The sequence below is a fragment of the uncultured Roseobacter sp. genome, assembly GCF_947496515.1.
Classification (GTDB): Bacteria; Pseudomonadota; Alphaproteobacteria; order Rhodobacterales; family Rhodobacteraceae; genus Roseobacter.
The window spans coordinates 385481-410145 of record NZ_CANMDB010000001.1; the positions used below are offsets into that span (position 1 = coordinate 385481).

The 24665-nt window shown below is 62.0% G+C and carries 27 protein-coding genes; 4 read left to right on the plus strand and 23 right to left on the minus strand.

From position 1 onward, the window contains the following. Nucleotides 1-22: 22 nt before the first annotated feature. The 18 genes from nuoI to Q1A53_RS02040 all read right to left on the minus strand — a co-directional run bounded on the left by nuoI (nt 23) and on the right by Q1A53_RS02040 (nt 12343). Nucleotides 23-517, minus strand: a complete 495-nt coding sequence (nuoI, locus tag Q1A53_RS01955) for an NADH-quinone oxidoreductase subunit NuoI (RefSeq protein ID WP_299962396.1) — start codon at nt 515-517, stop codon at nt 23-25. A gap of 133 nt (nt 518-650) precedes the next feature. Next, complete coding sequence (gene nuoH, locus Q1A53_RS01960) at nt 651-1688, minus strand: NADH-quinone oxidoreductase subunit NuoH (RefSeq protein ID WP_299962398.1); 1038 nt, start codon at nt 1686-1688, stop codon at nt 651-653. A 6-nt stretch (nt 1689-1694) separates the two neighbouring features. Beyond that, the gene (locus Q1A53_RS01965; protein WP_299962400.1) at nt 1695-2078 is read right to left on the minus strand and encodes a hypothetical protein; all 384 of its coding nucleotides are present in this window, start codon (nt 2076-2078) and stop codon (nt 1695-1697) included. Further along, a complete protein-coding gene (nuoG, locus tag Q1A53_RS01970; protein ID WP_299962402.1) occupies nt 2075-4090 on the minus strand; it encodes an NADH-quinone oxidoreductase subunit NuoG in 2016 nt (671 codons plus the stop codon). The genes Q1A53_RS01965 and nuoG overlap by 4 nt, the downstream gene beginning before the upstream one ends. A gap of 54 nt (nt 4091-4144) precedes the next feature. Next, nucleotides 4145-4543, minus strand: a complete 399-nt coding sequence (locus Q1A53_RS01975) for a DUF5333 domain-containing protein (protein ID WP_366872253.1) — start codon at nt 4541-4543, stop codon at nt 4145-4147. Then, nucleotides 4540-4863, minus strand: a complete 324-nt coding sequence (locus Q1A53_RS01980) for a hypothetical protein (protein WP_299962404.1) — start codon at nt 4861-4863, stop codon at nt 4540-4542. Before Q1A53_RS01980 ends, Q1A53_RS01975 begins: the two co-directional genes overlap by 4 nt. Before the next feature lie 5 nt (nt 4864-4868). After that, nucleotides 4869-5363: a DUF3291 domain-containing protein gene (locus Q1A53_RS01985; protein WP_299962405.1), complete on the minus strand. Its 495-nt coding sequence runs from the start codon at nt 5361-5363 to the stop codon at nt 4869-4871. Nucleotides 5364-5480: 117 nt separating this feature from the next. After that, entirely contained in the window at nt 5481-5750 is a 270-nt protein-coding gene (locus Q1A53_RS01990) for a hypothetical protein (protein ID WP_299962407.1), read from the minus strand. Nucleotides 5751-5754: 4 nt separating this feature from the next. Continuing rightward, nucleotides 5755-7050 carry an NADH-quinone oxidoreductase subunit NuoF gene (gene nuoF / locus Q1A53_RS01995; protein WP_299962409.1) on the minus strand — a complete coding sequence of 432 codons (1296 nt, stop codon included), beginning with the start codon at nt 7048-7050 and terminating at the stop codon, nt 5755-5757. Nucleotides 7051-7062: 12 nt separating this feature from the next. Beyond that, nucleotides 7063-7311, minus strand: coding sequence for a DUF5337 domain-containing protein (locus Q1A53_RS02000; RefSeq protein ID WP_299962411.1), 249 nt, complete (start codon nt 7309-7311; stop codon nt 7063-7065). A 21-nt stretch (nt 7312-7332) separates the two neighbouring features. Beyond that, complete coding sequence (locus Q1A53_RS02005; RefSeq protein ID WP_299962413.1) at nt 7333-7998, minus strand: helix-hairpin-helix domain-containing protein; 666 nt, start codon at nt 7996-7998, stop codon at nt 7333-7335. Nucleotides 7999-8070: 72 nt separating this feature from the next. Further along, nucleotides 8071-9171: an NADH-quinone oxidoreductase subunit NuoE gene (nuoE, locus tag Q1A53_RS02010; protein WP_299962415.1), complete on the minus strand. Its 1101-nt coding sequence runs from the start codon at nt 9169-9171 to the stop codon at nt 8071-8073. A gap of 81 nt (nt 9172-9252) precedes the next feature. After that, entirely contained in the window at nt 9253-10473 is a 1221-nt protein-coding gene (locus Q1A53_RS02015) for an NADH-quinone oxidoreductase subunit D (protein ID WP_299963052.1), read from the minus strand. After that, nucleotides 10473-10667 (minus strand): hypothetical protein, encoded by a 195-nt coding sequence (locus Q1A53_RS02020; protein ID WP_299962416.1) that lies wholly within the window; start codon nt 10665-10667, stop codon nt 10473-10475. Before Q1A53_RS02020 ends, Q1A53_RS02015 begins: the two co-directional genes overlap by 1 nt. Next, nucleotides 10667-10840, minus strand: coding sequence for a hypothetical protein (locus Q1A53_RS02025; protein WP_299962418.1), 174 nt, complete (start codon nt 10838-10840; stop codon nt 10667-10669). The genes Q1A53_RS02020 and Q1A53_RS02025 overlap by 1 nt, the downstream gene beginning before the upstream one ends. Next, complete coding sequence (locus Q1A53_RS02030; protein ID WP_299962420.1) at nt 10840-11457, minus strand: NADH-quinone oxidoreductase subunit C; 618 nt, start codon at nt 11455-11457, stop codon at nt 10840-10842. Before Q1A53_RS02030 ends, Q1A53_RS02025 begins: the two co-directional genes overlap by 1 nt. Beyond that, nucleotides 11454-11987, minus strand: coding sequence for an NADH-quinone oxidoreductase subunit B family protein (locus Q1A53_RS02035; protein ID WP_299962422.1), 534 nt, complete (start codon nt 11985-11987; stop codon nt 11454-11456). The genes Q1A53_RS02030 and Q1A53_RS02035 overlap by 4 nt, the downstream gene beginning before the upstream one ends. After that, a complete protein-coding gene (locus Q1A53_RS02040; RefSeq protein ID WP_299962424.1) occupies nt 11978-12343 on the minus strand; it encodes an NADH-quinone oxidoreductase subunit A in 366 nt (121 codons plus the stop codon). The genes Q1A53_RS02035 and Q1A53_RS02040 overlap by 10 nt, the downstream gene beginning before the upstream one ends. Before the next feature lie 302 nt (nt 12344-12645). On the opposite strand from Q1A53_RS02040, the gene Q1A53_RS02045 reads away from it, so the two are divergent. Then, on the plus strand, nt 12646-13152 hold the full coding sequence (locus Q1A53_RS02045) for a fasciclin domain-containing protein (protein WP_299962426.1): 507 nt from the start codon (nt 12646-12648) through the stop codon (nt 13150-13152). Nucleotides 13153-15117: 1965 nt separating this feature from the next. On the opposite strand, the gene Q1A53_RS02050 is transcribed toward Q1A53_RS02045, so the two are convergent. Continuing rightward, complete coding sequence (locus Q1A53_RS02050; RefSeq protein ID WP_299962428.1) at nt 15118-16269, minus strand: zinc ABC transporter substrate-binding protein; 1152 nt, start codon at nt 16267-16269, stop codon at nt 15118-15120. A gap of 83 nt (nt 16270-16352) precedes the next feature. On the opposite strand from Q1A53_RS02050, the gene Q1A53_RS02055 reads away from it, so the two are divergent. From Q1A53_RS02055 to Q1A53_RS02065, 3 genes are read left to right on the plus strand one after another with little or no spacing between them, the layout of a single operon-like run. Continuing rightward, nucleotides 16353-16832, plus strand: a complete 480-nt coding sequence (locus tag Q1A53_RS02055; protein WP_299962430.1) for a transcriptional repressor — start codon at nt 16353-16355, stop codon at nt 16830-16832. Continuing rightward, on the plus strand, nt 16829-17581 hold the full coding sequence (locus tag Q1A53_RS02060) for a metal ABC transporter ATP-binding protein (RefSeq protein WP_299962432.1): 753 nt from the start codon (nt 16829-16831) through the stop codon (nt 17579-17581). Before Q1A53_RS02055 ends, Q1A53_RS02060 begins: the two co-directional genes overlap by 4 nt. After that, nucleotides 17578-18369, plus strand: a complete 792-nt coding sequence (locus Q1A53_RS02065) for an iron chelate uptake ABC transporter family permease subunit (RefSeq protein ID WP_299962434.1) — start codon at nt 17578-17580, stop codon at nt 18367-18369. Before Q1A53_RS02060 ends, Q1A53_RS02065 begins: the two co-directional genes overlap by 4 nt. A 7-nt stretch (nt 18370-18376) precedes the next feature. Here Q1A53_RS02065 and Q1A53_RS02070 read toward each other — a convergent pair whose 3' ends face one another. The 4 genes from Q1A53_RS02070 to Q1A53_RS02085 all read right to left on the minus strand — a co-directional run bounded on the left by Q1A53_RS02070 (nt 18377) and on the right by Q1A53_RS02085 (nt 24639). Beyond that, nucleotides 18377-19171, minus strand: coding sequence for a DUF2189 domain-containing protein (locus Q1A53_RS02070; protein WP_299962436.1), 795 nt, complete (start codon nt 19169-19171; stop codon nt 18377-18379). Between the two features lie 338 nt (nt 19172-19509). Continuing rightward, nucleotides 19510-20634, minus strand: a complete 1125-nt coding sequence (gene prfB, locus Q1A53_RS02075; protein WP_299962438.1) for a peptide chain release factor 2 — start codon at nt 20632-20634, stop codon at nt 19510-19512. Nucleotides 20635-20779: 145 nt separating this feature from the next. Then, complete coding sequence (locus Q1A53_RS02080; protein ID WP_299962440.1) at nt 20780-23335, minus strand: penicillin-binding protein 1A; 2556 nt, start codon at nt 23333-23335, stop codon at nt 20780-20782. 101 nt (nt 23336-23436) lie between these two features. After that, complete coding sequence (locus tag Q1A53_RS02085; RefSeq protein WP_299962442.1) at nt 23437-24639, minus strand: N-acetylmuramoyl-L-alanine amidase; 1203 nt, start codon at nt 24637-24639, stop codon at nt 23437-23439. Between the last annotated feature and the right edge of the window lie 26 nt (nt 24640-24665).

Below are 24665 nucleotides of genomic sequence, written 5' to 3' on the forward strand. Positions count from 1 at the left end.
CGGGTATATGCGTCGGATCCGCTCATCTGTAGGGCGCGTCCAACTCGAGGTTCCGCGCGATCTCTGCTTCCCAACGTTCGCCGTTGGCCAAGAGCTTTTCTTTATCGTAGTAAAGCTCTTCCCGGGTTTCGGCCGAGAATTCGAAATTGGGGCCTTCGACGATGGCGTCGACCGGGCAGGCTTCCTGACAGAAGCCGCAGTAGATGCATTTGGTCATGTCGATGTCATAGCGCGTGGTACGGCGCGAGCCATCCTCGCGCGGCTCAGCATCGATGGTGATGGCCTGCGCGGGGCAGATCGCCTCGCAGAGCTTACAGGCGATGCAGCGTTCCTCGCCATTGGGATAACGGCGCAGCGCGTGCTCGCCCCGAAAACGCGGGCTGAGCGGCCCCTTTTCATGCGGGTAGTTGAGCGTTGCCTTGGGGGCAAAGAAGTACTTCAGCCCCAGTTTCATGCCGACCCAGAAATCCTGCAGCAGGAAATACTTGGCGGCGCGGGTGTAGTCGATCTGTGTCATCGGTTGCCTCCAACACCCCAGCATCGCGCCCGGCACCGAGGGAGGGCGCAATCGCGCCCGCCCTGGGGGGCGGGGTCGGGCGCGATGCAATGCGCAGCGCGCATTGCAAGATCAATATCAAACCGGTTCAACATCATCCGCCCACACCCCAGCGGGCATACGCGCCCCAGAACCAGTCGAATTTGGCCGCAAAGGATACGAAAACCACCCAGACCAGGGAGAACGGCAAAAACACTTTCCAGCCCAGTCGCATCAACTGGTCATAGCGGTAGCGCGGGGTAATCGCCTTCACCATTGCGAAGATAAAAAAGAAGAACGCCATCTTTGCCACCATCCAGAGCGCTCCATCGGGCAGCCCGGGGATGGGCGACAGCCACCCGCCGAAGAACAGCAGCGAGGTCAGCGCGCACATAAGGAAGATGGCGATATACTCACCGGCCATGAACAGCAGGAACGGGGTCGAGGAATACTCCACCTGATAGCCCGCCACCAGCTCGGATTCCGCTTCGGGCAGATCGAAGGGCGGGCGGTTGGTCTCGGCCAGGCAACTGATGAAGAACAGGAACACCATCGGGAAATGCGGCAGCCAGTACCAGCTAAAGAACCCGTACGCGCCATCCTGCGCGGCCACGATCCCGCCGAAATTCATGCTCCCGGTCGAGATGATGACCCCGATGATGATCAGCCCCAAAGACACCTCGTAGGAGATCATCTGGGCCGCAGACCGCAAGGACCCCAGAAACGGATATTTGGAGTTGGACGCCCAGCCGCCCATGATCACGCCGTAGACCTCCAGCGAGGAGATCGCGAGCACGAAGAGGATGGCAACGTTGATATCGCTCAGCACCCAAGTCTCGTTGAACGGGATCACCGCCCAGGCCAGCAGCGCCAGCACGAATGACGTCATCGGCGCCAGCATGAACACGGTCTTGTCGGCCCCAGCCGGAACCACGACTTCCTTGACCACGTATTTCAGCGCGTCGGCCACCGTCTGCAGCAGACCAAAGGTGCCGACCACGTTTGGCCCACGCCGCATCTGCACGGCGGCCCAGATCTTGCGGTCGCCGTAGACCAGGAACAGCAGCGACACCATCACGAAGCCCACGACCGCCAGCACCTGCGCCAGGATCAAAACGGCAATGCCGCCGGGAGTGGTCAAGAATTCAGCCATATGTCCTCACACCGTGGGTATTCCAGCTTCCTCACAGGCGGCCACGGTGACTTCGGCGTCAATCTTGGCTAGCCCGTCAGGCAGGGTTGGCGAAATCGTGTAAACAGCATCTGCGGCCCACACGCCAGCCTCTTCGGTCACATTTGTGCGCAAATGTCTTGCGAAACCGTATCCGCGGCTCAAGGTATAGCCCGCCGCCGCGCACTCGGCATAGTTGCGCACGTCGCGCGCTGTCTGTGCCTTGGTCATCGCGGCGTTGAACTGAACCAGATCACCGGTTAAAGCAATCGCCTCCACCCCCAGATAGTCAGGGATGAAGTCCTCCGCCATGGGCACCGGCGGCGCACAGGCCGCCAGGGCCAGCGGGGGAATGAGTGCCAGTCGCTTCATTCCGCGGCCATTGCCTCTTGTCGCCGTGCTTTCATGCCGGCAGAGAGCTCCGCCATCAGCTGGCTGGCGCGCGCGATGGGGTTGGTCAGGTAGAAATCGGTGACCGCCGGCGCAAAGGGGGCGTCACCCAGCTGGCCCGTGGGCAGCCGGGTGACATCGTTCACCGGCACCTCGTCGATGTGGCCCAGATGCGGTACGTCCTCCACCAGCGCCTGACGCAGCTGTGCGATGCTGTCATAGGGCAGTGTCGCCCCTACCTCCGCGGATAGCGCGCGCAGGATGGCCCAGTTCTCCTTTGCCTCGCCCGGCGCAAACCCGGCGCGCAACGCCAGCTGAGGCCTTCCTTCGGTGTTCACAAAGAGCCCCGGTTCTTCGGTATAGGCAGCGCCCGGCAGGATCACGTCCGCCCGGTGCGCGCCCCGGTCCCCGTGCGACCCCTGGTAAATCACAAAAGCACCTGCAGGCACGTCGATCTCATCGGCGCCGAGGTTGTAGATCACCTCTGCGTCCAGTGCCGCCGCGACGCCTCCGTCAGCCACGGCACCGATGTCCATCGCGCCCACGCGCGACGCGGACGTGTGCAGCACCATCAGCTTGCCCATCGTCTTCTCCGCCAAATCCATGGCGGCGGCCAGGACCGCATCACCGTCCGCGCCTGTCAACGCACCCTGACCGACGATGACCAGCGAAGGTACCTCCTTGATCTCGCTGAACTGATGGTTCTGCAGCTTGGCCAATGCAGCCCGGTCGCTCCCCATGTGCGTATGCTCATAGGTCAGATCCGCCGCGGGTCCGATCAGCGCGATATCGGCACCATTGCTCCAGGCCTTGCGGATCCGTGCGTTCAGCACCGGCGCCTCCACGGCCGGGTTGGTGCCGATCAGCATGATGTAGCGCGCCGCATCAATGTCCTCGATCGTTGCGTCACCAACATAGCCGTAGCGGTTCCCGGCAGGCAGCTTGGCACTGTCCGTGCGGCACTCCACGACACCGCCCTGCCCTTCGATCAGCTGTTTGAGCGCGTAAGCGGCCTCGACCGGCGCCAGATCCCCGATCAGCCCCGCGACGCGTTTGCCATTCATCGCGGTTGCGGCTGCCGACAGCGCTTCGGGCCAGCTGGCGGGGCGCAGCTTGCCGTTCTCGCGAATGTAGGGCCTATCGAGCCGCTGCCGCCGCAGCCCGTCCCAGACGAACCGGGTTTTGTCAGAAATCCATTCCTCATTCACCCCATCGTGGTTGCGCGGAAGAAAGCGCATGACTTCGCGCCCCTTGGTGTCCACCCGGATGTTGGAGCCGAGCGCATCCATCACGTCCACGCTCTCGGTCTTGCTCAGCTCCCAGGGCCGCGCGGTGAACGCATAGGGCTTGGAGACCAGCGCACCCACCGGGCACAAATCGATGATATTACCCTGCAAATTGCTGTCGAGCGTCTGGCCGAGGTAGCTGGTGATCTCCGCATCCTCGCCCCGCCCGGTCTGGCCCATCTGGTGGATGCCCGCGACCTCGGTGGTGAACCGGACACAACGGGTGCAGGAGATGCAGCGCGTCATATGCGTCTCGACCAAGGGGCCCAGATCCAGATCTTCCGTCGCCCGCTTGGGCTCGCGGTAGCGCGAGAAATCCACGCCGTAGGCCATCGCCTGATCCTGCAGATCGCATTCGCCCCCCTGATCGCAGATCGGGCAATCGAGCGGGTGATTGATGAGCAGAAACTCCATCACCCCTTCGCGCGCCTTCTTGACCATGGGCGAGTTGGTCTTGACCAGCGGCGGCTGACCCTCGGGCCCCGGGCGCAGATCCTTGACCTGCATCGCACAGGACGCCGCAGGCTTGGGCGGCCCCCCCACGACCTCGACCAGACACATGCGGCAGTTCCCCGCGATGCTCAGCCTCTCGTGATAGCAAAACCGCGGGATCTCGATCCCCGCCTCTTCGCAGGCCTGAATGAGGGTCATCGCCCCATCAACCTCGATCTCATTGCCGTCGATGACAACTTTCTTCAAGTCGCTCATATCATTCGCCTTTCGCTGTCGCCGCGCCGCAATCCCCGACTGCCGCGCCCTGCGTCATTCCGATCTGCGCAAGAGCACGCCCACCGTGCTGCTGCGGTCAATTTCCTTATGGCCAAGCGCACAGTAGCCCGCCGCATCCTGCTCCAGCCCCAACTCAGCCATATAGGCCTTACCGCGGGCGCGCAGGCGCTCTTTCTCGGCGTCGGAGTCCACATGGGCGTCAATCTCGGCCTTGCTGTAGCCCAAAGCTTTGGCCTCATTGTTGAGGTCCTGCAATGCGCCCAAAGCCCGCAGCAGACGCGCCTGAATATCGGGGCAGTTCTTGCGGATCTGATCCGCCAGCCCGATTGCAAAGAGCCCGTCATCAATCGCCTTGACCTCACGCAGGGGCGGGTTGGCCGCCACCGACCCCGCCAGCACGACTGCGAGCAGATATGCGCCCGGTCGCATCATTGCGGGCACGCGCCCTGCAACGTCAGCGTATCACCAGAGATGGGCAGTGTTGCATCCTCAGCGTCGGGCCCGACGACCCATGTGATGTCCGAACTGCCGTAGTTGTTGACGCAATAGATCGTTGCCTCATAGCGCGCCGCCTCCCGCGCACCGGTCAGGGAGGCTGACACTGGCGAGGCTGTCACCTCGAACTTGTGCCGCTCGTCCAGATCCGAGACGCTGGTGTTGTAGAACTGCCCGTCAAAGCGTATGTCCTCTGCGTCGCTGCCACAGCCCATCAGCAGCGCGCACACCCCCACCAGCCCAAGAATTCCCCGCATCACCGTTACTCCGCCGCTACCGGCGCACAGCGGTTCTCTTGCCACTTGCGCGCCTCTTTCAAATGCGACCAGCCAAAGGCATGATCGCTGTTCCCGTGCTCTTTCAGATGCGCCAGCCGGTCCAGCGCTTCTTCCAGCGTGGGCCGGTGTCCCGCGGGCACCCACCACATCGCAAAATGCATGTCTTTGAGTACCTCGAACCACTCGGTCCGGCGCTCGTAGAACTGCTTGTGGATTGTGCCCCAGACGAATTGCTCCAGCGTTTCGACACTTTCCCATACGGTCAGATTGGAAACATAGAGCGGATCGCCGTCGATGGCGTTTTTTGTATTGCCCGTCCCCGGCTCGCCCGAGCCTTCCATCATCCAGACAAAGCCGGGCATGCGTTTGCCGAGGCCATTGATCCGGTCGAGGTTGGCCATGAAATCCGCCACGCGCGGGTCATCCGTAGGTGCGACAAGGCGGCCGACGTTGAGTTCAGCGAGGTGATACTCAATCATCTTCGTCCCTCCAAATGCACATATTCGACCATAGGACCTCGGTGGATCTTTCGCGCTGAGCTGAGTAGTACATCAGCACGCAATGCGCGCCAGCTTTCCCGCTTTGTCCTCTTATGCTCAGGCATCAGCTTCGACCTTTTTCGCGATGGACTTTGCAAATCCGAAAATGACGATAGGTGCGATCAGAAAACTGATCGTCAGCAGCGTTTCACTGACGAAAATCGGTGTGGCGAGACTGTAGGCTTTCACGGCGACCACGAGTGGCGTTGCAACTGCAAAGAGGCTGATCCCAATGGCCTTGAAGCGTGACCACCTGTCCGCGCGAGCGAGCGTGTAGATGCTCACCCCCGTCATGACCAAAAATACCAATCCAACATAGTCACCCACAAAACTACTCCGCCGCCACCGCGCTCACACGGCCCGTCCGCTTGTGCTTGATGCGGTCCTCGATCTCGTCGCGGAAATGGCGGATGAGGCCCTGAATGGGCCAGGCCGCAGCATCGCCAAGCGCGCAGATCGTATGGCCCTCAACCTGCTTGGTCACGTCAAGCAGCATGTCGATCTCTTCGACTTCCGCCTCGCCCGTCACCAACCGGTCCATCACGCGCATCATCCAGCCGGTACCTTCGCGGCAGGGGGTGCATTGGCCGCAGCTCTCGTGCTTGTAGAACTTCGACAGCCGCCAGATCGCCTTGATGATGTCGGTGGACTGATCCATCACGATCACCGCCGCTGTGCCGAGACCGGAGCGTTGTTCACGCAGATAGTCAAAGTCCATGATCGCGCCGCGCATGTCCTTACCTGGAATACACGGTACCGAAGAGCCGCCTGGAATAACCGCCTTGAGGTTGTCCCAGCCGCCGCGGATACCGCCGCAATGGGTCTCGATCAGCTCTTCGAAGGAGATGCTCATCGCCTCTTCCACCACACAAGGGTGGTTCACACGACCGCTGATCGCGAAAAGCTTGGTGCCTGCGTTGTTCGGACGGCCAAAGCCCGCGAACCATTCGGGGCCGCGCCGCAGGATCGTCGGCACCACCGCAATGGATTCCACGTTGTTCACAGTTGTTGGGCAACCGTAGAGCCCCGCGCCCGCCGGGAAGGGCGGCTTCATCCGGGGCATGCCCTTCTTGCCTTCGAGGCTTTCCAGCAGGGCGGTTTCCTCGCCGCAGATATAGGCGCCTGCCCCGTGGTGCAGGTAGATGTCGAAATCCCAGCCCGAGTCTGCGGCGTTCTTGCCCACGAGCCCTGCGTCATAAGCCTCGTCAATGGCGGCCTGCAACGCCTCTTTCTCGCGGATGTATTCACCGCGGATGTAGATGTAGCAGGCGTGCGCATTCATCGCGAAACTGGCGATCAGGCAGCCTTCGACCAGCGTATGCGGATCATGGCGCATGATCTCGCGATCCTTACAGGTGCCGGGCTCGGACTCATCGGCATTGACCACTAGATAGGCAGGCCGGCCGTCACTTTCTTTGGGCATGAAGGACCATTTCAGCCCTGTCGGGAACCCAGCACCGCCCCGGCCGCGCAATCCGCTCGCCTTCATCTGATCAACGATCCAATCGCGACCCTTTTCGATGATCCCGGCTGTGCCGTCCCAATGACCGCGTGCCTGCGCGCCGCGCAACGTCCGGTCGTGCATCCCGTAGATATTCGTAAAGATCCGGTCCTTGTCCTCAAGCATCGGCGTGTCCTCTCATTTCTGGTCGCGCAGCGATTTGCGCGCGCGCCGTATCTGCAGCGCCACCACCAGCGCCCAGACGAGCGCTGCCAATGCCGCAAAATCAAAAAGAAACGCATAACGTCCGGGCAGCCCCAGCATCGGCGCGACCCAGAGCGCCAGCAACCACAGCACCATGGTCCCCGCAATCACGAGGCTGACCAGCCGCCCACGGGCGGCCAGTTCGAGATCTCGGTTTGCTTTTGCGTGATCCTGCGCACTCATGATCGCGCGTGCCTTTCCGTGCTAGCTTTTGCGTTTCTTCTTGGAAAACTCGGTCTCGCCGCCCGCCGCGAGGGTCTTGGCCTGACCGATCCAGTCATCGCGTTCCATGCGACCTTTGAAGCTCAGCTGTTCTTCGATACGTTCAACGTCGTCCGCACTCATATTAGCGATCTGCTCAAACCGAAAGATGCCCGCCGCGTGCAGCTTCTTCTCTAACGCGGGGCCGACGCCGCTTATCAGCTTCAGATCGTCCTCTGCGTTGCTGCTCGCAGCTGGTTGTTTAGCAGCCGCCTTCTTCGCTGGTTGTTTTTTTGGAGCTGTCTTCTTGGCTGGTTTTTCGGCTTCGTATTTCCACTCACCCTTGCGGGATGCAAGCTCCGCCTGGCCTGCAAGCGATTTGGAGGGGGTGATCCCGCTGTTGGGGGCCGCTCTGGCGGTCTGGGGTGTGGGAGCGGGTGCCGTCTCCGGTGGTGCCACATTGGTGTCGGCGGGGCCTGGCAGAGGCCGGGTCATGACCCAACTGATCACCGCCCCGAACACGACGAAGGCCACAAAACCCATGAACGCACCCTGAAAGAAGCTCCAGCCCCCCAATACCCACAACAGTACGGCGGCCAGAACACCGCCCGCCAGGCCCACGAGCCAACTGCCCAGTGCCATGCCGATCATTCCCTGATTGTTGTCCATCCCTGTCTCACTTTCCTTCGTTTCCGCATCACCACGATCATCTTAACGATTTTGATCCTGATGGAAACGTTATCAAGTCTTTGCGTCGGCAAGTGCTGCTGCCTGTGCTACCCAATCGTCCCGGCTGGCGCGCCCTTTGAACGTCACCAGGTTCTCATCGACCCAGGCAACTTCTGCCGGTGACCATGCGGCGATCTGGTGAAAGTGGAAGAACCCCATCTCATTCAGCATCTGCTCCAGTTTCGGGCCAATCCCGTTTATCCGCTTGAGATCATCGGAACCGCCCTCCTCCGGTTCGGTGAGCGTGGCGGGCCGGTTGCCCGGCTCCGGAGCGACACTGCCCTGCGCAGGTTTGGCGGCAGCGGTGACGCCAGCGCCCTGGCCGGGTGCTTCGCCGCTGCGATCTGAGGAGGCACCGCGGTTCCGGTCGACTGGCGTAGTGGCAGGCGCGGCATCCACATTCGCACCCCCCTGCCAGGGCATCCGCAGGGGCACTTCGCTGCCGTCGATCCGCTTGACGGTCTCACCCAGATCCACGGCAAGCTGCGCGGACGCGTTGTATTGGGTCTTGCCGCTGTCGTGCTCCTTGAGCGATGTCAGCCCACCCAGCGGCTCGGACGCGTAGCGCCCGTTCTGGGGGCCCGGTGGCGGGACTTCGCCGCGGGCCAGCGCGTCGATGATCTCTCCCAGCCGATCGGCGGTCAGATCCTCGTAATAGTCCTTGCCGATCTGCGCCATGGGCGCGTTCGAACAGGCCCCGAGGCATTCCACCTCTTCCCAGGAGAAATTCCCGTCATCCGACAAGGCATGCGCCTCCGGTGCGATCTTGTCGCGGCAGACGGCGACCAGATCCTCGGCCCCGCAGATCATGCAGGAGGTGGTGCCGCACACCTGAATATGCGCAATTTTCCCAACCGGTTGCAGCTGAAACATGAAGTAGAACGTGGCGACTTCCAGCGCGCGGATATAACTCAGGCCCAGCATGTCGGCCACCGTCTCGATGGCAGGTTTACTCAGCCAGCCTTCCTGTTCCTGTGCGCGCCACAACAGCGGGATGATAGCGCTGGCCTCACGTCCTTCAGGGTATTTGGTGATCTGCCCTTCGGCCCACGCCAGATTGGCGTCGGTGAAGGCAAAGGTTGCGGGTTGATCGGCGTGGAGACGGCGGAGCATTCTAGCGAACTTTCGGTCTGGTGGCGCCGGCGGGAGCCTCCGGCGGGAGTTTATCTGGCAAAGTGAGAGAGCGGTCGCGCATCAGCGGTCGATCTCTCCGAAGACCACGTCCATGGTGCCGATGATGGCAGCCACATCGGCCAACTGGTGACCGCGCGACATGTAGTCCATGGCCTGCAGGTGCAGGAACCCGGGTGCGCGCAGTTTGGCGCGGTAGGGTTTGTTGGTGCCATCAGCCACGAGGTAAACGCCGAATTCGCCCTTGGGGGCTTCAACGGCGCAATAAACCTCGCCCTCGGGCACGTGGAAGCCTTCGGTATAGAGCTTGAAATGGTGGATCAGGCTCTCCATGGATTGCTTCATATCCTTGCGGGAGGGCGGAGTGATCTTGCCGCGGGCGAGAATGTCACCCTGGCCTTCTGGGGCGCGGAGTTTCTCGACCGCCTGGTGGATGATGTGCAGGGACTGGCGCATCTCTTCCATCCGGACGAGGTAGCGATCGTAGCAATCCCCGTTCTTGCCCACCGGGATCTGAAAGTCGAACTCGTCATAGCATTCATAGGGCTGCGCTCGGCGAAGATCCCAGGCCATGCCGGAGCCGCGGACCATGACGCCCGAAAACCCGTAGGCGAGCACGTCCTCTTCGGTGACGATGCCAATGTCGGCGTTGCGCTGTTTGAAGATGCGGTTTTCGGTCAGCAGCCCGTCGATATCCGCGATGACACGGGGGAATTCGTGCGCCCACGTCTCGATGTCGTCGATCAGCGCGTCGGGCAGATCCTGATGCACCCCGCCGGGGCGGAAATAGGCGGCGTGCAGCCGTGCACCGCAGGCTCGTTCGTAGAAGACCATCAGCTTTTCACGTTCCTCAAATCCCCAGAGCGGTGGGGTCAGCGCGCCTACGTCCATGGCCTGGGTGGTGATGTTGAGGATGTGGTTGAGGATGCGGCCGATCTCGCAGAAGAGCACACGGATGAGGCTAGCGCGACGTGGGACCTCGACGCCGGTCAGCTTTTCGATGGCGAGGCACCAGGCGTGTTCCTGATTCATGGGCGACACGTAGTCGAGCCGGTCGAAATAGGGCAGGTTTTGCAGATACGTCCGGCTCTCCATCAGCTTTTCGGTGCCGCGGTGCAGCAGACCGATGTGCGGATCGCAGCGTTCGACGATCTCGCCGTCAAGCTCCAGCACTAGGCGCAGCACGCCGTGGGCCGCGGGGTGTTGGGGCCCGAAGTTGATGTTGAAGTTGCGGATCTTCTGTTCGCCCGTCAGGGCGTCTTCGAAACCTTTGGTGCCGTCCATCATGAACCCACCCTTTCGTTTGTGAACCTGTGAGTACTTCGTATAAGCCCAAATTCCTCGGTAAAACTAACGGCCTTTTTAGCCATCTGATCTTTTGAGCGCTTCGTATTTTCAGGTCGTATTTTTAAAAATGGCATCGATGCGAGCCCCAAGCCCGCCGCAGCAATCAGCGTATTGACGATCTCAAACCACATCACAGCTTCTCCAGCTCTTGCAGCTTCAGGCCCATCCACCAGAGCAGGGCAATGGTACCAAGCGGGATGAGGCAGACGATCGCCCAGTATTTATTGATGCCGAAGAAGGGCAGCAATTTCACCATCGGGATCGCCGTCAGGGCCGAGAGGATGAGCCAGCCAAAGCCACCCATTACTTGGCCTCCGGTTTGTCATCCGCCTTGTCGTCACCGGGCAGGATGTATTCCGCGCCTTCCCAGGGGCTCATGAAATCGAACTGCCGGTACTCCTGCACGAGGCTTACGGGCTCGTAGACCACGCGCTTCTGCGCCTCGTCATAGCGCACTTCGGTATAACCGGTGGTCGGGAAATCCTTGCGCAGCGGGTGCCCGCGAAATCCGTAGTCCGTCAGGATCCGCCGCAGATCCGGGTGGCCTGAGAAAAGGATGCCAAACATGTCGAACACTTCCCGCTCGAACCAGTCCGCCGACGGGTGAACGCCCGTGATGGAGGGCACCATCGTCTCGGGCCGTACGCTCACGCGCAGTCGGATACGGTGGTTCTGGTACATGGACAATAGGTGATAGACCACGTCGAACCTTTTCGCCCGACCGGTGTAATCCACCGCCGTGATGTCCACCAAGGAGGAAAACAGGCAGTTTGGATCGGTCTTGAGAAACTCGATCAGACCCGTGATATTCGACGGGGTCACATCGAGATTGAGCTCGCCGTGGGTGACATCCCAGGCCAGCACGCAGTCTGTGCGCTTGGCCTCGATGTAGGTGCCAAGTTCGGTCAGCGCATCGCTCATCTTACAATCGTCCCTGTCCGGCGGATCTTGCGTTGCAACTGCATGATCCCATAGAGCAGCGCCTCGGCCGTGGGCGGGCAGCCCGGCACGTAGACGTCCACCGGCACGATGCGGTCACACCCACGCACCACCGAATAGCTGTAGTGATAATATCCGCCGCCATTGGCGCAGGACCCCATGGAGATCACGTAGCGCGGCTCCGGCATCTGGTCGTAGACCTTGCGCAGCGCAGGCGCCATCTTGTTGGTCAGCGTGCCTGCGACGATCATCAGATCCGACTGGCGCGGGCTGGCGCGGGGTGCGGTGCCGAAACGTTCCATGTCGTAGCGCGGCATGGCGGTGTGCATCATCTCGACCGCACAGCAGGCCAGACCGAAAGTCATCCAGTGCAGCGATCCTGTGCGCGCCCAGTTGATGATGTCCTCGGTGGAGGTCAGCAGGAACCCCTTGTCCTGCAATTCTCGGTTCAGATCCTGCGTGGCGACATCACGGTCGAAATCCGCGACGTTGGCTCCGGTGGCTACTGCCATTCAAGCGCTCCCTTTTTCCACTCATAGGCAAAGCCGATCGTCAGCACTGCCAGGAATACCATCATCGACCAGAACCCCACCATGGAGATGTCCTGAAACGCCACCGCCCAAGGGAAGAGAAACGCAATCTCCAGATCGAAGATGATGAAAAGAATTGAGACGAGATAGAACCGCACATCGAATTTCATGCGCGCATCGTCAAAGGCGTTAAAGCCGCATTCGTAGGCCGATACTTTCTCTGGATCAGGGTTCCGTACGGCCAGCACAACCGCGGCAAGGATCAGCACCAGCCCCAATCCGATGGCGACGGCCAGAAACATCAGGATGGGAAGATATTCCCGCAAAAGCTCATCCAAGGCTCGGCTCCTTTTGTGGCGCGGTGCGCTGCGTGTCGGGTGGCCGGTGGCTGACCGGGACCCGCATTCGGTGTACGCTGACGGCCCTCTATGGTCAACACGGCGGCCCTCGGAAAACGACCTTCCTTGGAATGAGTCTAAATTCCTAAAGGCACCTTAAGATGTGCGTCTTTCCGCTCAAAAAACCAGGTGTTGGCCAAAGATGTGATCCGATGTCACACCCTGCGCAAAATCGCCCTACGTATGCATCGGGGCCAGTCAGGTCCCGCCCGAGCTTACTTAAGATCACAGAAGGACTGACCATGAAAAGACGTTTTGCCCTCAAGGCCACTCTCGCCGCCGCCGGCCTCGCCGCGCTGACCGCTTGTGTTCCCGCCGACCAAGGCGATGACATCGTCGACATCGCTGCCGCCAACGGTAATTTCAACACACTGGTGGCCGCCGTTCAGGCTGCGGGTCTCGAAGAGACGCTGCGCAGCCCGGGCCCCTTCACTGTCTTCGCCCCCACCGATGCTGCGTTTGCCGCTCTGCCACCGGGTACCGTCGACAGCCTTCTGCTGCCCGAGAACAAGGACCAGTTGGTCAGCATCCTGACGTACCACGTACTACCGGGAGCCGTGCAATCCGGTGATGTGCTGGGCTCCGTTACGAATGTGGCGACGGTGCAGGGCCAGACCGTGCGGGTTGACGGGACGGGAGGCAAGTTTGCTGCAGCCGTTCGGGTCAATGACGCCAACGTCACCACCGCGGATATCCTGGCGACCAACGGCGTGATCCATGTGATCGACAAGGTGCTGCTGCCAAACTAAGGCGCTCAACATCCCTAAGGGGGAGGCCCGCCTTAACGGGCGGGTCTTTCGAAAATCGGTTGTGCACGCCAACATCGGGCGCCTGCCTGACCCGTGCTTCGGGAGAAGCATGCTGGATGCCTGACAGTGGTGGTTCCGACGAGGGTATTTCACCGAACGCTTCGTTGTTGGCTTTCACATGCTCTGAAACATTCACGACTTTCCTGACGACAAGCTTTTCAAATAGGTGTCGCCCGACGTGCCTTTGAGAGCATGTAAGAGCTAATCGCCGTCGGCAGTGCATCACAGAAGCTACATTGATCGAGCGTGCCAATCGCTTTGAAATAGTGCCGTAGGGGCGTCCAAGGCCGCTGTTGGGATGGGCCGGTCTGGTATGCCGAACTGCGTCACTGCCGGTGGAACCACTCCAGCGCGCACAGCCAGCAGACGCTTCTGATCCACGGAAAGGTCTGCACTTCTGCCCCTTCGTCAAAAACCCTATCAAAGTGAGAAACAAGTGAGAGGGCAGCGACCGCCAAGCATGGGGTCACGAAACCTCAATGTCATGCTGGTTTTACCGCGAGTGGCGGCCCGCGGTATCTCGATCTGCCCTGGCAGCTGTATTTCTCATGCCGGTTGACATGTCCATTTCTGGCGAGTTTTGCAGGGGGGTGAGATCGTGACAAGCTGACGGGCGACCGCCGTCATGACAACTTTGTGCAGCTTTCCGGCGGCACGCAGACGATCCTCGAAGACCTTCAGGGCTGGATTGCGATGACCAGCAACGAGTGCCGCTTAAAAGGTCACATGTCGCCATAGATATCGCCCGCCTGTAATTGAACGCTTGCCGCGCATGGCACCACGGTCATGTGCAATCGGCGCAGGCCCGACGAGCGCTGCGGCTTGCTCGCTCGTCATTTGTTGCAGTTCCGGCATGTCGACGCTCGGCTACCTTCTGGCGACAGATCCGATCCGAAGGACGGAGCGCAGGATGTCCGCAGTCTCGGCCAGGCTTATCTGTCGCGATGATCTGTTCAATCTGAGCTTCAAGAACGGCACTCTGGCAGCCGAGCACGCCTTTCAGGTCACCGCGAACATCTCGGCTGATCCGGGCTTCCCGTGCGCCTCGATCCGCGCGAGCAGACGTCTGCGGATATCGCCCAACTGGCCCTGTTTTGCGGTTAGAGCTCTGAGAAAACGCAATTTTGTGTGTGGAAGGGTGCTCACTGCATCTGGCTTGAACGCCATGAAGTGCGCGATGGATCTCCGCGTCGATCCGATCTGTTTTGGCCCGTGTGCTCCGGCTTGCAACAAAGGCGTTCGCCATTGCGCTCGAAGCAAGGGCGCACCAATGGCTCGCCCCGAGCTGGTTGCAAGTGCCGCATCATAATCCCTGCGTGATCCAGTAAAGCCCGCAGTCTACATTCCTGGCCAGCACCACTCGGTAGAACCTTCCCCCGGATCTCTTTGTCACCCTCGCGGCTCTCAAAACACACTCATGTACCTTTTGAGAGAGCCATCTCGCTCAACCGCTCATGCACTCAATCCGTCTGAGCCGTGGTCCTCCATAGCCACACGCAACTGTTCCGGATGATGCGGAGAGACGGCTGGCTAGCAAACATGGTCAGGTCATAAGGCTCATGCGCCATACCCCGTACCCTCAACCACCTCGGCCGAGGCGGATGACGGACCGAACATAAAAAAGCAGAGATACAGAAAAAGGTCAGGATGCATTTATTGTCTCCGCTCGGCGTCTCTTATGTCTCGGATGACGGAGCTGTGACACGTCTGACCTCTACTGGCTGACGATGAGAGGATGGTGCGCCGAAGATATGGTTTCGATGCGCCGCGGGATTGAAATCAGCATTCCAGTTGGAGATCCGCTCCGTTTTCGCAGTGAAGCGGTTGGTCTTGGTGCAACGCCAAGACCGTTGCAACGGTCTTGCCAGCGCCCGGTACAACCTCTGGGAAACCGACCCGGCCTGATCACTCACGCCCACAAGCGGTCAAGGCTTCTGCCGTTTGCGACAGGATCTGGGTATAGAGGTCCGGACCGGTACCTAGGTCGACCCCCATCATGTCGATCGTCTCGACCCGCACTGCGCCGCCCTCGAACACCGCGCTGATCAGGCCCAACTGGCTCTGCGGCTCCGCCAGCACACAGGCAATATCCAGCTCGGTCACGCGGTCGCGCAACTCGGCCAGATGGGCCGGACGTGCTTCGGCATCATCGGCAAAGCTGATGGCGCCACTGGCCAAGCGGTCAAAACGCGCCTCAAAGTAGTGATAGGCATCATGGGCGACCACAAAGGGCACCGGTGCGCTCTCACGCAGCTGTGCTGCGATCTGCAACTCCAAGGTCTCAATCCGCGCGGCCTCGGCGGCTGCGTTTTCGCGGTAGAGTGCTGCGTTCTCGGGATCCAGGGCAGCCAGCGCTTCAGCAACCGCCTCCAGGATCAAGATGCCGTTCCGGGGATCGAGCCAAACGTGCGGATCCACCCCGCTTGCGTGATCGGCGTGGTCATCATCGTGCAAGTCCGCATGTTCGTCATGGGCGTGATCATCATGGCCGTGATCATCGTGATCATGCGACGCTGCCTCATGCACGTCCTCGGCGTGGTCATCGTGTCCCTGCGCGTCTTCTGCGCCCTCATGGTGCGCGTGATCCTTGTGAGCCTTTTCCCCGTGATCATGCTCATCATGGCCATGTTCTGCATGATCTTCGTGACCGTGCGCCTCATCCCCATGACCATCATGCGCCCCGTGATCGTGCCCGTCATGCCCGCCGGCGAACATTTCGCCTGTGCGGAACGGCAACAGCGTCAGCCCGGGCAGATCCATGACCTCGAGATGCACCGCCTCGGGCGCCAATGTTTCCACCGGCTCGGCCAGCCACGGGCTCAATGCGGGACCAACCCAGACCACCAGATCCGCTGCCGACAGCGCACGCGCTTCGGACGGGCGCATGGCATACCCATGAGGCGACGCACCGGGTGGCAGGATCAGATCCGGCTCTCCCGCACCCGCCATGACCGACCGGACAAGGCTGTGGACAGGACCGATATCCGCCGCAACGCGCGGCGTCTCGGCAAGGGTTGGGGCGGCAAACAAAAGGCAAAGGAAAGCAAGAGAGCGCATGGGAAGACCTTGTGGTAAAAGACGAGCCCTGCTAGCAGTCATGTTATATTATATCAATCCGCTTTCTGCCGAGGTGCTGAAAAATGTCTCACACCGGGTTCCGCGCCCATGATCATGCCGCCTGCGTGGCAGAGACGCTGGCCCACGCGCGTGCCCATTGCGCGGCGGAGGGGCTCAACCTGACGCCCGTACGGCTGCGCGCGCTTGAGATCCTGCTGCGGGAACATCGCGCGATGGGGGCCTATGAACTGCTGGCACAGCTGGCGGAGGATGGCATGGGCTCTCAGCCGCCCGTTGCCTACCGGGCACTGGATTTTCTGGTGAAGGCAGGGCTGGCGCATAAGATCGAGGCGCTCAATGCCTATGTGGCCTGCGCCCATTCGGGCGCGGCACATACGCCGGGCTTTCTGATCTGCCGCGCCTGCAATGCGGTGGCAGAGACCGATACCGGCGCGCGGCAAGGGCGATTGAACGACGCTGCAAGGGCAGCCGGTTTCACCATCGAGCATATGGTGGTAGAGGCGCGCGGGCTCTGCCCGGATTGTCAGGCGCATCCTGCGTGAGCGCGCTGATTACCGTCAAGGATCTGGCGCTGGCCTACCACGGGCGCGAGGTGTTGCGGGATGTGTCCTTGCAGTTGGCTCCCGGAGAGATCGTCACCATTGTCGGCCCAAATGGATCGGGGAAATCAAGCTTGCTGCGCGCGCTGATCGGCGCCCTGCCCCCGGTCAAAGGCACGATCCACCGCAAGCCGGGGCTGCGCGTGGGGTATGTGCCGCAAAAGCTGGTGATCGACGCGACGCTGCCGCTGACCGTTGCGCGGTTTCTGGGGTTGCCGCGCCGGATCACACGCGCGCGGGTCAGGGCGGCCCTGACTGAGGCGGGGGTAGGAGAGATCGCGGATCACCAGATGGCGTCGCTTTCGGGCGGGCAGATGCAGCGCGTGATGCTGGCGCGGGCATTGCTGGCGAAGCCGGACCTATTGATCCTCGACGAGGCGACGCAAGGTCTCGACCAGCCCGGGGCGGCAAGCTTTTACCGGCAGATCGAGGCGGTGCGGCAGCGTCAGGGCTGCGCGGTCCTGATGGTGAGCCACGATCTGCATGTGGTAATGGCGGCCTCTGACCGGGTGTTGTGCTTTAACGGTCATATCTGCTGTGAAGGGACGCCCGACATCGTCGCGAGCGCGCCGGAGTATCGCGCGCTTTTCGGCACGGGTACTCAGGGCGCACTCGCCCTCTACCGGCATGAGCACAGCCACAGCCACGGGCCGGAGTGCAATCACGACACGGCGGATGGATCCCTACATTGAACTTGGATGATTTTCTGGTGCGCGCCGCCCTTGCCGGGCTTGGCGTGGCGACCGCCGCCGCGCCGCTTGGGTGTTTCGTGGTCTGGCGGCGCATGGCCTACTTCGGGGATGCGACCTCGCACGCGGCCCTCTTGGGCGTGGCGCTGGCACTGGCAAGCGATCTGCCGATCTTTGCCGGGGTGTTGGCAGTGGCGCTGGCCATGGCGCTGTTGCTGACGGCGATGAGCGGGCGGCGCGTGGGCAGTGACGCGCTGCTGGGTGTGATGGCACATGGGGCCCTGGCGCTCGGGCTGGTGGCGGTCTCCTTCCTGCCGCAGGTGCGGGTTGATCTGATGAGCTACCTGGTGGGCGATATCCTTGCGGTCTCGCGGGCTGATCTCGGACTGGTCTGGGCAGGGGCTGCCGCGGTGCTGGCGCTGGTGGTCTGGCGGTGGTCTGCCCTCCTGGCCACGACGCTGAGCCCCGACATGGCGCGCGCCAGCGGTGTTGATCCCAAGCGCGAGCAGCTTGTCCTGACGCTGGCGCTGGCGATCACCGTGGCAGCGGCGATCAAAGTGGTAGGGGCGCTGCTGATCGCTGCACTTCTGATCATCCCGGCTGCCGCGGCGCGCCCCCTGGCCCGGACACCGGAGATCATGGCGCTGATGGCCATTGGGGTTGGTGCATTTGCGGCCCTGGGCGGGGTGTGGCTGTCGCTTTTGCTGGACACGCCCACCGGGCCCACCATCGTCAGCCTCGCCGCGGGGGTCTTTGCGCTGACCCAGACCGTTCAGGCACTGCGCGGCTAGGCTGCAGTCAGCCGGGTTCCAACAGCAGGCGGTAGAGATGCCAGGACGCATGCCCCAAGAGCGGCAGCACGATCCACAGACCCAGAAACCCCGGTAGCATCGCCGCAAAGCTGAGACCCGCGATCAGCGCACCCCAGATCAACATGACGCCCGGGGTCTGGCGGACCATGCCGATGCTGGTGATCATGGCGGTAATGAAGTCAATCTCTCGATCGAGCAGCAGCGGCAGCCCGATGACGGAGATGCTGTAGATGAGCAGCGCGAAGACCCCGCCCACCGCTGAGCCAAAGGCCAGCATGCTGAGGCCGTTGAGCGTGAAGAACACCTCATAGGACGTGGAGATATTGGTCATGGTGGTCAGCCCGAGAAAAAGCGCAAAGATCATGTGGCCCAGGAAAAACCAGAACATGAAGATCACCACCATCATGGTACAAAGCGACGGCAGCTGACGCAGACGCTGTTGCCAGATGACGCCGAAAACGGCGCTGGCTGGAACCGGCAAGCCGGCCTGCAGTCGGCGCGACACCTCATAGAGCCCCACGGCAGCAAATGGTCCGAGCAGAGGAAAGCCAATGGCGGCGAGGACCAGCCAAAAGCTGTGCCCAGTGGCCATGGTCACCCCGACCATGACCCATCCTGCGAGGATGTAGAAACTGGCGAAAATGAGCCCGTAGAAAGGGTGTTTGCGAAAATCCGCAGCACCAAGGCGCAGAGCGGCGGCAAGATCGCCCATCCGGGGGCTGCGCAGCTCGGGCGCGCCAAGCGCCTGTTGCTGGGGCGGTGCTGTGGTGGTGCTGCTCATCGGGTCGCTCCTCCTCTTGTCGCGGCTGAGCAGAGCCTAACACAAGGCGGGCCGAAGATGGCCAGTTCTTTCGAACAGCGTCCCCTCATCCTTTGGTCGGGCCGGGGGGTCGCTCTGCGTGGGTATCGGGGGCAAGCCGCCTCCCCTCCATCGAGGAGGGTCGGCGGCTGCCCGGCCTTCGGGCCGGGGGGAGCGGAAGGCTGTTGCTGGGACGATGGTCTTAAACAAGCGCCACGGCATGGCTGGGCGAATGGCTTTCGAAAGCCATTCCGGCGCACGTCATGACTGCTGCACTTGAGGCCCCCACGGGAGTGATGACGTCCGCGGACTTTTCGACCTTAGCCGCCCTGGGCCTCAGCGCGGCTCTTGCCCGACACATCGAGCGCCAGAGTCGCCGCCATCAGCCCGTCAAGGTCCCCGTCAAGCACCCCCTTGGTATCGGAGGTCTCAAAGTTCGTGCGCAGATCCTTCACCATCTGGTAGGGCTGCAGGACATAGGAGCGGATCTGGTTGCCCCAGCCCGCATCGCCCTTGTTCTCATGCGCTTCGTTGATGGCGGCGTTGCGACGGTCGAGCTCCAACTGGTAGAGCCGGGATTTCAGTGCCTTCATCGCGATATCGCGGTTCTGGTGTTGGGACTTCTCCGAGCTTGTGACCACGATCCCGGTGGGCGCATGGGTGATGCGGACGGCGGAGTCTGTAGTGTTCACGTGCTGGCCCCCCGCGCCGGACGAGCGGTAGGTATCGATGCGGATATCGGCGGGGTTCACCTCGATGTCGATGTTGTCATCAACCACCGGATAGACCCAGACGGAGGTGAAGGACGTGTGCCGTTTGGCGGCGCTGTCAAAAGGTGAAATCCGCACCAGCCGGTGCACGCCGCTTTCGGATTTGAGCCAGCCATAAGCATTCAGACCGCTGATCTTGTAGGTGGCCGATTTGATGCCCGCCTCCTCGCCGCCGGTCTCTGACTGCAGCTCGACCTTATAGCCTTTCTTCTCCGCCCAGCGAACGTACATGCGCGCCAGCATCGCCGCCCAGTCGCAGCTTTCCGTGCCCCCTGCCCCGGCGTTGACCTCCAGAAAGGTGTCGTTGCTATCGGCCTCGCCGTCGAGCAGCGCTTCGAGTTCTTTTTGCGCGGCGGTCGTCTCCAGCGCCTTGAGCGCTGCTTCGGCCTCGCTCACGACGTCGGCATCCTCCTCCATCTCGCCCAGTTCAATAAGCTCGACGTTGTCGGTCATCTCCTGCCGGATGCGTTCATAAACGTCGATCGCATCCACCAGTGACTGACGATCGCGCATCAGCTTTTGCGCCGCCTCCGGATCATCCCAGAGGTTTGGATCCTCGACGCGGGCGTTGAATTCCTCCAACCGGTGGGGAGCCGTTTCCACGTCGAGACGCTGGGCCAGAAGCTCCAGTGACTTTTCGATCTTTTCAACGGAATTCTGGGCGTCTGCGCGCATGAACGGGCCTCGGGGGTTGGGTCTGATGGCGTGATAAACCAGCGGCTTGCCAGCGGCAAGGGAGCAGCGGGAGACGGTCATAGCCGCGTCAGGAAAAACCGACGGTGTCAGCGGCTCAAACGATTGAACCCCGTTGCGACGGGTATCAGTAGAGCCCGCCTGAGCTTATGGTACCGAAATCCGCTTTCGGGGCCACGGTCACGCTTTCGCCGGTGGAGGTGGTCACCTCGCTGCCCTGGCTCGCGCCGACCTCCTCAAAGAGCGGCAGGTTCTGACCCATAGCAAAGCCGCCGTCAAAGGCGATCCCGAAAATCGGAGCCTCCCCATCGCGGAAGTACTCTGCCACAACCGCTTCGCCCGTGGCATCATCGCTGAGCCGTGCGCCGGTGAAACGGTCAATCTTGATAAAGCGCCCACCGGTGGGCACCTCAAACGGGCCGCCACCGTATTTGCGGGTGGCCTCCTGCATGAAGTTCTGGAAGACCGGACCACACATGCTGCCACCGGCAGCACCCCGGCCCAGACTGCGCGGCTGATCGTAGCCGATGTAACAGCCGGCCACGATGTTGCTGGTGAAGCCCACGAACCACACGTCCTTCGCGTCATTGGTGGTGCCGGTCTTGCCAGCGGTCGGCACCGAGAGGTTGACCGTGCGCGCTGCCGTGCCCCGTTCCACGACGCCACGCATCATGGAGGTGAGCTGGTAGGCGGTGATGGGGTCCATGATCTGCTCACGGTTCGATACGACACGTGGCGCCATGCCCTCAGGCAGCCGGGGCTGCGCGCAATCGCGGCAGGTCCGCTGGTCGTGCCGGTAGATGGTATTGCCGTAGCGGTCCTGCACCCGGTCCACCAGCGTTGGCTCCACCCGCTCACCACCGTTAGCGAACATCGCGTAGGCAGCAACCATCTGGTAAAGCGTCGTTTCTTCGGAGCCGAGCGAGTTGGCAAGGAAGGTGCCCATGTTGTCATAGACGCCAAAGCGCTCAGCGTAATCCGCTACCACATCCATGCCGATCTCCTGCGCCAGCCGGATCGTCATCAGGTTGCGCGACCGTTCGATGCCGGTGCGCAGAGGCGTCGGACCATAGAACTGCCGGGTGGAGTTGCGCGGCCGCCACAGACCCTGCGGTGTGTTGATCTCAATCGGCGCGTCCACCACGATGGTGGCAGGAGAATAGCCGCTGTCGAGTGCTGCGGCGTAGACAAAGGGCTTGAAGCTGGAACCGGGCTGCCGCAGCGCCTGCGTCGCACGGTTGAAAACGCTGGACTGGTAAGAGAAGCCACCCTGCATCGCGAGCACGCGACCGGTGTTGACGTCCATGGCGACGAAACCACCCTGCACGTCGGGCACTTGTCGCAGGGACCAGCGCTGAAACGTGCCGTCTTCATCCGAGGTCATGGCGCGCACATGAACCACATCGCCAACCTCCAGCAAATCACCGGCCACGCGTGCGCGCGGCCCGAGCGTGCCGTCCTCGTCGCGTTTGCGCGCCCAGGTGACGTCTTCGGCGGCGATATAGTGACCGTCCTCGTCTTCAACGACACCTTCGATGCCGATGCGGGCCGAGCTCTCGCCCACTGTCAGAACTACCGCAGGATACCACGGACCGTTCAACTCGATGTCACGCGGGAACGGGGTGCCGGAGAGCGCGTCGCGCCAGCTTTCCTCATCTCCTAGCCGTTCCGGGTCGATCTTGGTCCGCGCCGCACGCCAGACGCCGCGCGCCCGGTCGTAGCGCTCAAGCTCCGCGCGCAGGGCCTCGGCGGCGACTGGTTGCAGTTCCTGATCGATGGTCGCGCGGACGGTAAGACCACCGGTAAAGAACTCTCCCTCACCGAAATCATCCGTGAGCTGGCGGCGGATCTCGTCGGTGAAGTAGTCCCGCGGTGGCAGCTCCTGCCGGAACCCTTCGAAATCGCCGTTCTGAACGGAACGCAGCGGCGCATTGACCTCCTCGCGGAACGCGACTTGCGAAATGTAGCCGTTTTCCATCATCTCCTTGAGCACGAAATTGCGCCGGGCGAGCAGGCGCTCTTTCTGCCGCACCGGATGATAATCACTGGGGGCCTTGGGCAGGGACGCCAGAAACGCGGCCTCATGCGGGGCGAGATCGGCGAGCGTCTTGTTGAAATAGGTCTGGCTGGCCGCCGCCACACCATAGGAGTTCTGGCCCAGGAAAATCTCGTTGAGATAGAGCTCCAGAATTTCTTCCTTGGTGAGCGTTTCCTCGATCCGTGCGGCAAGGATCAGCTCCTTGATCTTGCGCTCGGCCCGGCGATCCCCGGACAAAAGGAAATTCTTCATGACCTGCTGAGTGATGGTCGAGGCGCCGCGCACGTCCTGCCCGCGAGAGGCCACCGCATCATATGCGGCTGCCGCGATGCCGCGCAGATCATAGCCGTCATGGGTGTAGAAATTCTTGTCCTCAGCCGAGATGAACGCCTGCTTGACCAAATCGGGGATCGTCTCCGCTGGTGCAAAGAGCCTGCGCTCCTTGGCGAACTCATCGATGATCTGGCCCTGACCGGAATAGATCCGGCTGATGGTGGGCGGTGCGTATTGCGCCAGCGACTCGTGGCTGGGCAGGTCGCGGCCATACATCCAGAAAACCGCCCCCACCGAGAGCGCGACCATGGCGATGGCCAGGGTGATCATGGTGAAGATGCCACCGAAGAAAGACAGGATGAAACGGAACAAGGGGCGGTACGCCTTTCGGTAACTGGGTTGTGGCCTATATAGGCACGCGGACCTCTCGCGTCAAAACACGAAACCCGGGGTGCCTGGGTCCGGTCGGTGGATCATTGCCGGACGAGCGCGCGCCGGGCCGCATCGTCGTCGCGCCACTCAAGAATGCCACGCGCAATGCCGCCGACCATGGCCGCGCGCCAGGTCGGATCGCGCAGATTGGTCAGGTCCCGCGCGCTGGACAAAAAGCCGACCTCGATCAGCACGGAGGGGATGTCGGCGGATTTCAGCACCGAAAACCCCGCATGACGCAGCGGGTGGCCGTTCATTGGCCCGCCCGCCGCCGCCATGCCACGGATCAGCGAAGTGGCTAGCGTGCGGCTGCGTGGCTGCGTTTCCTGTCGGGCAAGATCCAGCAGCACGCCCGTCACCGTGTCATCGGTCTTGCGTAAATCGCTGCCAGCGAGGATCTCGTCGCGGTTCTGGCGCGAGGCCAGATAAGCGCTTGCGCTGCTCTGTGCCTGATCGGACAGGATATAGACGGCAGCCCCCTCCGCATCTCCCGCGCTCAGCGCATCCGCGTGCAGCGACACGAAAAGATCCGCGCCCGCCCGGTGCGCTATGGCGGCGCGGGTCTCAAGCGGCACGAAGAGATCCGCATCGCGGGTCAGCACGACCTCCAGATCGCCCGCCCGCAGAAGGGCCTCGCGCAAGGCGCGCGCCATCTGCAACATCAAACCCTTTTCGTTGAGGCCCTCCCGCTCGGCACCTGGATCCTTGCCGCCATGGCCGGGGTCGATCACGACGACAAAGCGGTCGTCGACGATCGGTGCGACCTCGGTCGGGGTCTGCCGCGCCCAGAGCGCACCATCGGGCGGACCCGCGCGGGCCGCGAATTCGGTTGCAGAGACCGCTGACAGATCGACCTGAAGCCGCGCGGTTCCTGCACTTTGATCCAGGGTCATACCCGCCTCGAACGCCATCGGTTCGGCAAGCTCGGCCACCAGGCGGGACCAGCCGGGCCCATGCGCACCAAAGCGGATGGCGGTGATAGCACCCGGCGCTGGCAGCAGATCGGTCGGGGTGACGCCGGTCCAGTCCGCCTCGCTCAGATCGATCACCAGCCTTGGCGGGCTGTCCAGCGTGAAAACGCGGAAGGGCACCCCCTGGCTCAGGTACAGCTGCACGCTGGGTGCGGAAAACCACCCGTCCACGACGCCGCTGGCCTGCGGATCGACGCGGGCGATGCCCTGCGCCGCGGCAGGGCTTGCAACGGCCCATAGAAGGACCGCGCCTGTCAGGAATGTCCGGATCATGTCTGCTCTGCCCGGTTGTTTTGCCA